The sequence below is a fragment of the Methylobacter sp. genome, assembly GCF_030680395.1.
Classification (GTDB): Bacteria; Pseudomonadota; Gammaproteobacteria; order Methylococcales; family Methylomonadaceae; genus Methylobacter_A.
Map to the genome: position 1 here is coordinate 1 of NZ_JAUXVR010000023.1, position 8,336 is coordinate 8,336.

Genomic DNA, 8,336 nt, shown 5'->3' on the forward strand with positions numbered 1-8,336 from the left:
GGTATGGAGCAGCGTTTACCCGGCAAGCCGGGACGACCTGGACAGGCCGCTATCGATAGGTCGGCCGATCAGCAACGTCCGGCTTTACATCCTGGATCGCAGCGGCAACCCGGCGCCTGTCGGCGTGCAGGGCGAACTCCACATCGGCGGCGCAGGCGTGGCGCGCGGTTATTGGCAGCGCCCCGAGCTGACCGCGGACAAGTTCATCCCCGATCCGTTTAAGCAAAACGGCGGCAGACTGTATAAAACCGGCGACCTGGCGCAGTACCGCGCGGACGGCAACATCGAGTTTTTAGGCCGCATCGACCATCAGGTGAAAATTCGCGGCTTCAGGATTGAGCTGGAGGAAATCGAAGCGCGGCTGCTTGAAGCGCCTGAGATAGATGAGGCAGTCGTCATGGCCCGTGAAGACCAACCCGGCGACAAGCGCTTGGTGGCTTATCTGGTGGCTGCCAAAGAGAATGCGGTCAACCTCGACCGGCTCAAAGCCTACCTCAAGGAAACGCTGCCGGACTACATGATTCCGACCGCCTTTGTGATGCTGGACAGCCTGCCGCTCAGCGCCAACGGCAAGCTGGAGCGCAAGCGCTTGCCGCAACCGGATATGAGCGGGATGTCGGCGCAACACTACCAGGAACCGCAAACATTGATTGAAAGGCTTTTAGCCGGTATTTGGCGCGAGTTGCTGGCGGTCAAGCGCGTCGGGCGGCACGACAACTTTTTCGAACTGGGCGGCGACTCGATACTGAGCATTCAGGTCGTCAGCCGCGCCAGGCAGTCCGGTATTGTGATCACGCCGAAACAGCTGTTTCAGAATCAAACCCTAAGCGCTTTGGCGCTGGCCGCCGAACAGATTCAGCAGCTGTCCGCCGAACAAGGCCGGGTGTCCGGCCATGTGCCGTTGACGCCGATCCAGCACTGGTTTTTCGAGCAAAACCTGAATAACCCTCATCACTGGAATCAGGCGTTGTTGCTGGAAGTCGGCCCCGGCTTGACCCCCAACATTGTAGAGGCCGCTGTCAAACACCTGTTGAACCATCATGACGCGTTGCGGATGCGGTTTAGTCAGGAGGGCGGCGAATGGCAACAATACCTGCCCGAGGACGAACTCCAGGCTGCTTTCGAGTACATCGATTTATCCAACATCCCCCTGGAATGGCAGGCAGAGTTGCTTGAATCGGCGGCATCGATTCAACAAGCCCAGCTGCATTTGTGCGAAGGTCCTTTATTGCGTGCGGTCTGGTTCGACTTGGGCGAATGGCAGGTTGACCGGGTATTGATAGCGATTCACCATGTGGTCGTGGATGGCGTTTCCTGGCGGATTTTGCTGGAAGACTTGGCTAGCGTTTGCCTGCAATTGATGTCTGGGCAAATACCGGCATTACCGGCGAAAACCTGCTCATTCCAATATTGGTCGGAACAACTCGTCAATCAGGCTGGCGCAGGCGGCTTGCAGCAAGACAAAGCGTATTGGCTGGATGCGCGTTGGCAGCCTCAAATGTCGGGCAACGAAAAGACGTTACCCGATCTACCCGGTTGGCATCAGTTCGGTAGGTCGGGCATGTTGTTTATGCCCGACATTAACGCGCCTCAAATGTCGGGCAACGAAAAGACGTTATCTGACCTACCCGGTTGGCAGATTTTGCCGGTAGACCAACCCGGCGGCAGCAATCTGTTGGCAACGGAAAGCGAAGTGACCGTTACCTTAACCGAAGCCGAAACGCGCGTCTTGTTGCAGGACGCGCCCGGCGCTTACCGCACAAAAATAGATGAACTGTTGTTGACGGCGCTGGCCTTAACCTTGCGCGATTGGACGCAATCGGCAACGCTGTTGGTCGACATGGAAGGCCACGGCCGCGAGGACATCGCCGGCGACGTCGATATTTCCCGCACCGTGGGCTGGTTTACCACCGTCTATCCCATGCTGTTGAAAATCTCCAGCGATGCTTCGTCGGGTGACGCGCTGAAATCGGTGAAGGAACAACTGCGGGTCGTTCCGATGAAGGGCATAGGCTATGGCTTATTGCGCTACCTGTCGCCGGACAGTGAGGTCAAAGCGCAACTGGCGGCTCGGCCCAAAGCGCAGATCATTTTCAACTACCTCGGCCAACTCGACACCGTCATGGCTGCCGATGCGCCGTTCATACTGACCCGTGAAGCGACCGGTGCGAACTGCGATCCGGCCGGTATCCGGGCGCATGAATTGGCCGTTATCGGCAGTATTGCCGACGGACGCATGCAGTTAAGCTGGAGCTACAGCCGGAAGCGCTATCGCAAGGCCACGATTGTAACTTTGGCCGAGCATTATGTGCAGCATCTTAAAGCGCTGATAGCGCATTGCCTGTTGCCCGACTCCGGCAGCTACACCCCTTCGGATTTTCCGTTAATCGCCCTGGCGCAAACCGAACTGGACGACTTGGCCTTGAAGCCCCGGCAGATTGAAGACATTTACCCGCTGGCGCCGCTGCAACACGGCCTGCTGTTCCATAGCCTGTATGCTCCCGAATCGGGCGTTTACAGCATTCAGGTCGGTTGCCGCCTGCTTGGCGAGCTCAATATCTCGGCGTTCAAACACGCCTGGCAACAGCTTGTCGAGCAGCATCCGATTCTGCGCACTCGTTTCCATTTCGAGAACCGGGATCAACCCTTACAAATCGTGGACAAGTACGCGCAATTGCCGATTACCGAATACGATTGGCGCGGCTGTCCGGCACCGGAGCAAGCCCAACGCTGGCAACAGCTACAGGCCGACGACCGGGATAACGGCTTCGATTTTACCCAGGCGCCGTTGATGCGTCTGGGTCTGGTGCAATGTTCCGATACCGCCCATTACTTTTTATGGAGCTACCACCACACCTTGCTCGACGGCTGGAGCACGCCCTTACTGATAAAAGACCTGTTTGCCGCCTATGCAACGATACGGCGCGGGGATGCAGCCTTTTTGCCGGTAGTGCGGCCTTATCGCGACTATATCGACTGGTTGCAGAATCAGGACATGGCGTCTGCCGAAGCTTACTGGCGCTCGGCGCTTAGCGGCTTTACCGCTCCGACGCCGATCATTATGAACAAAGCGGCGGATAACACCGTTCAACATCAAGCACATGGCTATGGCAAACAGAGCCTGGCTTTATCGAGGACACACACTAAGGCATTACAGAATTTCGCAAAGCAGCAGCAACTGACCGTCAATACCTTGGTGCAAGGCGCCTGGGGCTTATTGCTCAGCCGTTACAGCGGCGACAACGACATTGTTTTCGGCACCACCGTGTCCGGACGCCCCGCCGACCTGACCGGCGTCGAGAATATGGTCGGCTTGTTTATCAATACCTTGCCGCTTCGAGTCAGGATAATGCCGGACAGCACCGTACGCGATTGGTTGCAAGCGCTGTTTGCGCAAAACCAGGACATGCGCCGCTATGAATATGCGCCGCTGATGCAAGTTCAAGGCTGGTCGGAACTGCCGCGCGGAAGCGCGCTGTTTGAAAGTCTGCTGGTGTTCGAGAACTACCCGATCAATCAGGCGTTGAGCGGAACTGTCGATGGTTTGACGATCGACGAAGTCAGCGTGATCGACCAGAGCAATTACCCGTTAACCGTATCCGCCTTTCCAGGAGCGGAATTGCGTCTGGAAATAACTTACGCCACCGACGGCTTTGAAGCCGAAACCATTAACCGGATGCTGGAGCAGTTGCAGCGCCTGCTTGAAGCCTTTGTCGGGCAACCGCAAACCCGCTTATCCGAGCTGTCGTTGCTGAGTGCGGCGGACAAACAGCGGATTCTGCTCGATTGGAATGCGACTGAAGCCGTCTATCCGAAAGACCGGTATATTCATCAACTGTTCGAAGCGCAGGTTAAAAAAACGCCGGACGCCGTTGCGGTGATGTTCGAGGAGCAGGCGCTAAGCTATGCCGAACTGAACGCCAAAGCCAATCAGCTGGCGTATTACCTGCGAACCAAAGGCGTCGGGCCGGAGGTGCTGGTCGGCATTTGCCTTGAGCGCTCGTTGGAAATGGCGATCGGCCTGTTGGGCATCTTGAAGGCAGGCGGCGCTTATGTGCCGCTCGATCCCGGCTATCCGCAAGACCGGCTGGACTTTATGCTGCACGATGTCGGTACGCCGATTGTGCTGACGCAAGAGGCTTGTCGGGGAAAACTTGCGGCCTCTACGGCGACTGTCTTGTGTCTGGATAGCGAATGGGACGAGGTGGAGGAATTTTGCGACGCCAATCCCGACATTGTGCTGATGCCTGAAAATCTCGCCTATTGCATCTACACCTCCGGTTCAACCGGACAACCGAAAGGCGCGGGTGTACCTCATCAGGGCATCCTCAACCGGCTGCAATGGATGCAGCAGCAATACGCTCTGGATCAAACCGACAGGATATTGCAAAAGACCCCTTACAGTTTCGATGTGTCGGTCTGGGAATTTTTCTGGCCGTTGATGACCGGTGCGAAACTGATCGTCGCCAGACCGGAACAGCACAAGGATAGCCTGGCGCTGATCGATACCATTACCGCTCAGAAAATCACGACGATTCACTTCGTGCCGTCGATGCTGCAAGTCTTTATCGACACGCCGGGCGTGGAAAACTGTACCTCATTAAAACGCGTCATTTGCAGCGGCGAAGCCTTACCGGCCGATCTGGTCGCACGCTTTTTGCAAAAACTCCCTGCCGAACTGCACAACCTTTACGGCCCTACCGAAGCGTCGGTCGATGTCAGTTATTGGGCCTGTTTGCCGGACAGCACTGAAACGGCGATTCCGATAGGTCGGCCGATAGCCAACATTGCGCTTTACATCCTTGACCGGCAGCTTAACCCGGTATCGGTCGGTACGCCGGGCGAACTGCATATCGGCGGCATCGGTTTGGGCCGGGGCTACCTCAACCGCCCTGAGCTGACAGCGGAAAAATTCATCCCGAATCCCTACGGCCCGGTCGGCAGCAGGCTCTACAAAACCGGCGATTTGGCCCGTTATCGGCCGGACGGCATGATCGACTATTTGGGCCGCAACGACTTCCTGGTCAAGATTCGCGGCTTTCGGATCGAATTGGGCGAGATTGAAAACCGGTTGAGCGCTTGCGCCGGTGTACGGGAGGCCGTCGTTATCGCCAGTGAAGACGGTCATGGCGATAAGCGTCTGGTTGCGTATTTGACCCAAGATAGCGGCAGCGAGTTGTCGATTGCCGACCTTCGCGCCGATTTGGCCGAGACCTTGCCCGATTACATGCTGCCCGGCGCCTTTGTCGTTTTGCCGGTGTTGCCTCTGACCGCCAACGGCAAGCTGGATCGCGGCGCATTGCCTGCGCCTGACGCGGATGCAGTGATCAGTCATTGTTACGAAGCGCCGCAAGGAGCCATAGAAATTGCGCTGGCCCGTATCTGGCAGGAACTGTTGGAACTGGAACGGGTCGGCCGCAACGATCATTTTTTCGAGTTGGGCGGGCACTCTCTGATGGCTCTTACGCTGGTCGAACGACTGCGCCGGGAAGACTGGGCATTGGAGCCCCGTGTGGTATTTGCCAATCCGGTATTGTCCGCGCTGGCCGCAGCGATAGCCGATAGCCGGAGCAATAGCCCGGCTTTTGAAATGCCGCCCAATTTGATACCCGATCATTTCGGGCAGTCGCTAAGCAACCCGGTTCTTGAGGAGTTTCGATTATGAGTTTGCAGAAAGTCTTTGCCGTCATGCAGGAAAAAAATATCGTTGTCAGCGAGCTTGACGGCGAACTCGTCGTTCGCTCGCCGCAAGGTGCGATGGATCAGGCATTAATGGCCAGACTGAAAGTCCACAAGCAGGATTTGCTGACCGCAATCAGGAACGGCGTGGTGATGGAAGGCCATGCGCCGATAGCGCCGAAAATAACACCCGATATGCTGCCGCTGGTCAGCCTGACTCAGGACGAGATCGATCTGATCGTCGACAGCGTGGCGGAGGGCGCCGCCGGTATTCAGGATATTTATCCGTTGGCACCTTTGCAGGAAGGCATCTTGTTCCATCATTTGCTGGAAACGCAGGGCGACCCGTATATCACCCGCTCCATCATCGTCTTCGACAACCGCACGCGTCTGGACGCTTTCTTGGGCGCGTTGCAGGCGGTGATCAACCGGCACGACATATTGCGCAGTTCGGTCCGGTGGAACGGCTTGTCGCAGCCGGTTCAGGTCGTGCATCGCCATGCGTTGCTGTCGGTTGAGGAACTGGCGCCGGTTGAGCAAGACCGGATACAGCAGCGCTTGCTGGAACGTACCGATCCCCGGCAGTTCAGGATGGATCTACAGCAAGCGCCGTTGCTGGCGGGGTGCGTTATTAAGGATAGTCAATCGGAGCAATGCCGGTTTGCGATGCTCAACCATCATATGGTGGACGACAACTATACGCTTCAGCTTATTTTGTCGGAAATCCGGCTGTTGCTTAGCGGTCAGGCCGAGCAACTGCCGCCGATACAGCCGTACCGGAATTTCATTGCCCAAATGCAGTCTGTTTCCAAAACGGAACACGAAAGCTATTTTCGTCGGCAACTCGGCGACATCGACGAGCCGACCGCACCGTTTGGGCTGCTTAATGTGCAAGGCAGCGGAGGGCAGATCCTTGAAGCCGTTCTGTCGCTGGAGCCTGATCTGGCGCAACGCATTCGCAACAGCGCACGGCAACACAGCGTGACCCCAGCGAGCTTGTTTCATCTGGCTTGGGCTTTGGTGCTGGGGCAATGCAGCGGCCGTAGCGATGTGGTTTTCGGCACCGTGCTGTCCGGCCGTTTGCAAGGCGGCAGCGCAGGGGCGGATAAAGCGGTGGGCATGTTTATTAATACCTTGCCGATACGGGTTTCGTTAGGCGGCCGGACGGTGCGCGAAACAGTCGGCCTCACGCATCGCAACTTGAACGAATTACTGATGCACGAACAAGCTTCTCTTGCGCTGGCCCAGCGTTGCAGCGCGGTGCCGGCTTCGGTGCCGCTGTTTACCGCGCTGCTTAATTACCGGCACTCGAACATGATTGTCGCATCGGACCAATCTGCGTTGTTGGAATGGGAGGGCATGCGCGTGATCAGCAGCGAAGAGCGTACCAATTATCCGCTGACGCTGTCGGTCGATGATTTGGGGCAGGGTTTTGGCTTGACCGTTCAAAGCGTCGTCGGGATCGATCCGGCAAGGATTGCCGTATATCTGCGTACCGCCGTCGAAGGTTTGGTAACGGCGCTGGAGAAAAATCGGCAGCAGCTTGTAGATACGATCAGCATCATACCGATGGCTGAACGTCGGCAACAGCTGTTCGATTTTAACGACACCGCCGCCGGTTATCCTGCCGAACAAAGCTTGCATGCATTGTTCGAAGCGCAAGTTAAAAAAACGCCGGATGCCGACGCGGTGGCGTTTGCAGGGCAAACCTTAAGCTATGCCGAACTGAACGCCAGAGCCAATCAGCTGGCGCATTATCTGCGTTTCAGGGGCGTCGGGCCGGAGGTATCGGTCGGCCTTTACGTCGAGCGTTCGCTGGATATGACGGTCGGTATGCTGGGTATACTGAAAGCAGGCGGCGCTTATGTGCCGCTCGATCCGCATTATCCTGAAGAGCGCATCGCCTATATACTTAAAGATGCGCAGATTGACGTGCTGCTTACCCGGCAACGGCTGACGGCATTACCGCACGGCGCCAAGGACAATATTTATCTGGATAGCGGTTGGCCTGACATTGCGCAATGGCCTGATGACGATCCGGTGCCGTGCAATCATCCGCTGGATCTGGCCTATATCATCTACACCTCGGGTTCGACCGGGCAGCCCAAAGGCGTGATGGTCTCGCACCGCAACGCCGTGCATTCGACCGGCGCGCGGTTTGTCAACTATCAGGAGCCGGTCGGCTGCTATCTGCTGCTGTCGTCGTTCGCGTTCGACAGTTCCGTGGCGGGGCTGTTCTGGACGCTGGGGCAGGGCGGTTGTCTGTGTTTGCCGGAGGATGACGTCGCCAAAGATCCGGCTGCCCTGGGTGCATTGATCGAACGACATCAAGTCACCCATCTGCTGGCGTTGCCGTCCTTTTATGCGTTGCTGGTGAAGCAAGCGGGAGCGCAGCTGCAAACCCTGAAAGCCGCCATCGTTGCCGGAGAAGCGTGTTCAACCGAAGTCGTCAGGCAGCACTACGCGGCGTTGCCGCAGGTGCCGTTATACAACGAATACGGCCCGACCGAAGGCTCGGTATGGAGCAGCGTTTACCCGGCAAGCCGGGACGACCTGGACAGGCCGCTATCGATAGGTCGGCCGATCAGCAACGTCCGGCTTTACATCCTGGATCGCAGCGGCAACCCGGCGCCTGTCGGCGTGCAGGGCGAACTCCA

General features: G+C 57.3%; 2 protein-coding genes. Both read left to right on the plus strand.

All coding sequences use genetic code 11. The features are described from left to right. Nucleotides 1-5,665: non-ribosomal peptide synthetase (locus Q8L79_RS09160; RefSeq protein ID WP_305270267.1), on the plus strand; the 5,665-nt coding region annotated here is incomplete at its 5' end. After that, a partial coding sequence (locus tag Q8L79_RS09165; RefSeq protein WP_305270269.1) for an AMP-binding protein occupies nucleotides 5,662-8,336 on the plus strand: 2,675 nt, incomplete at its 3' end. The genes Q8L79_RS09160 and Q8L79_RS09165, both read left to right, overlap by 4 nt.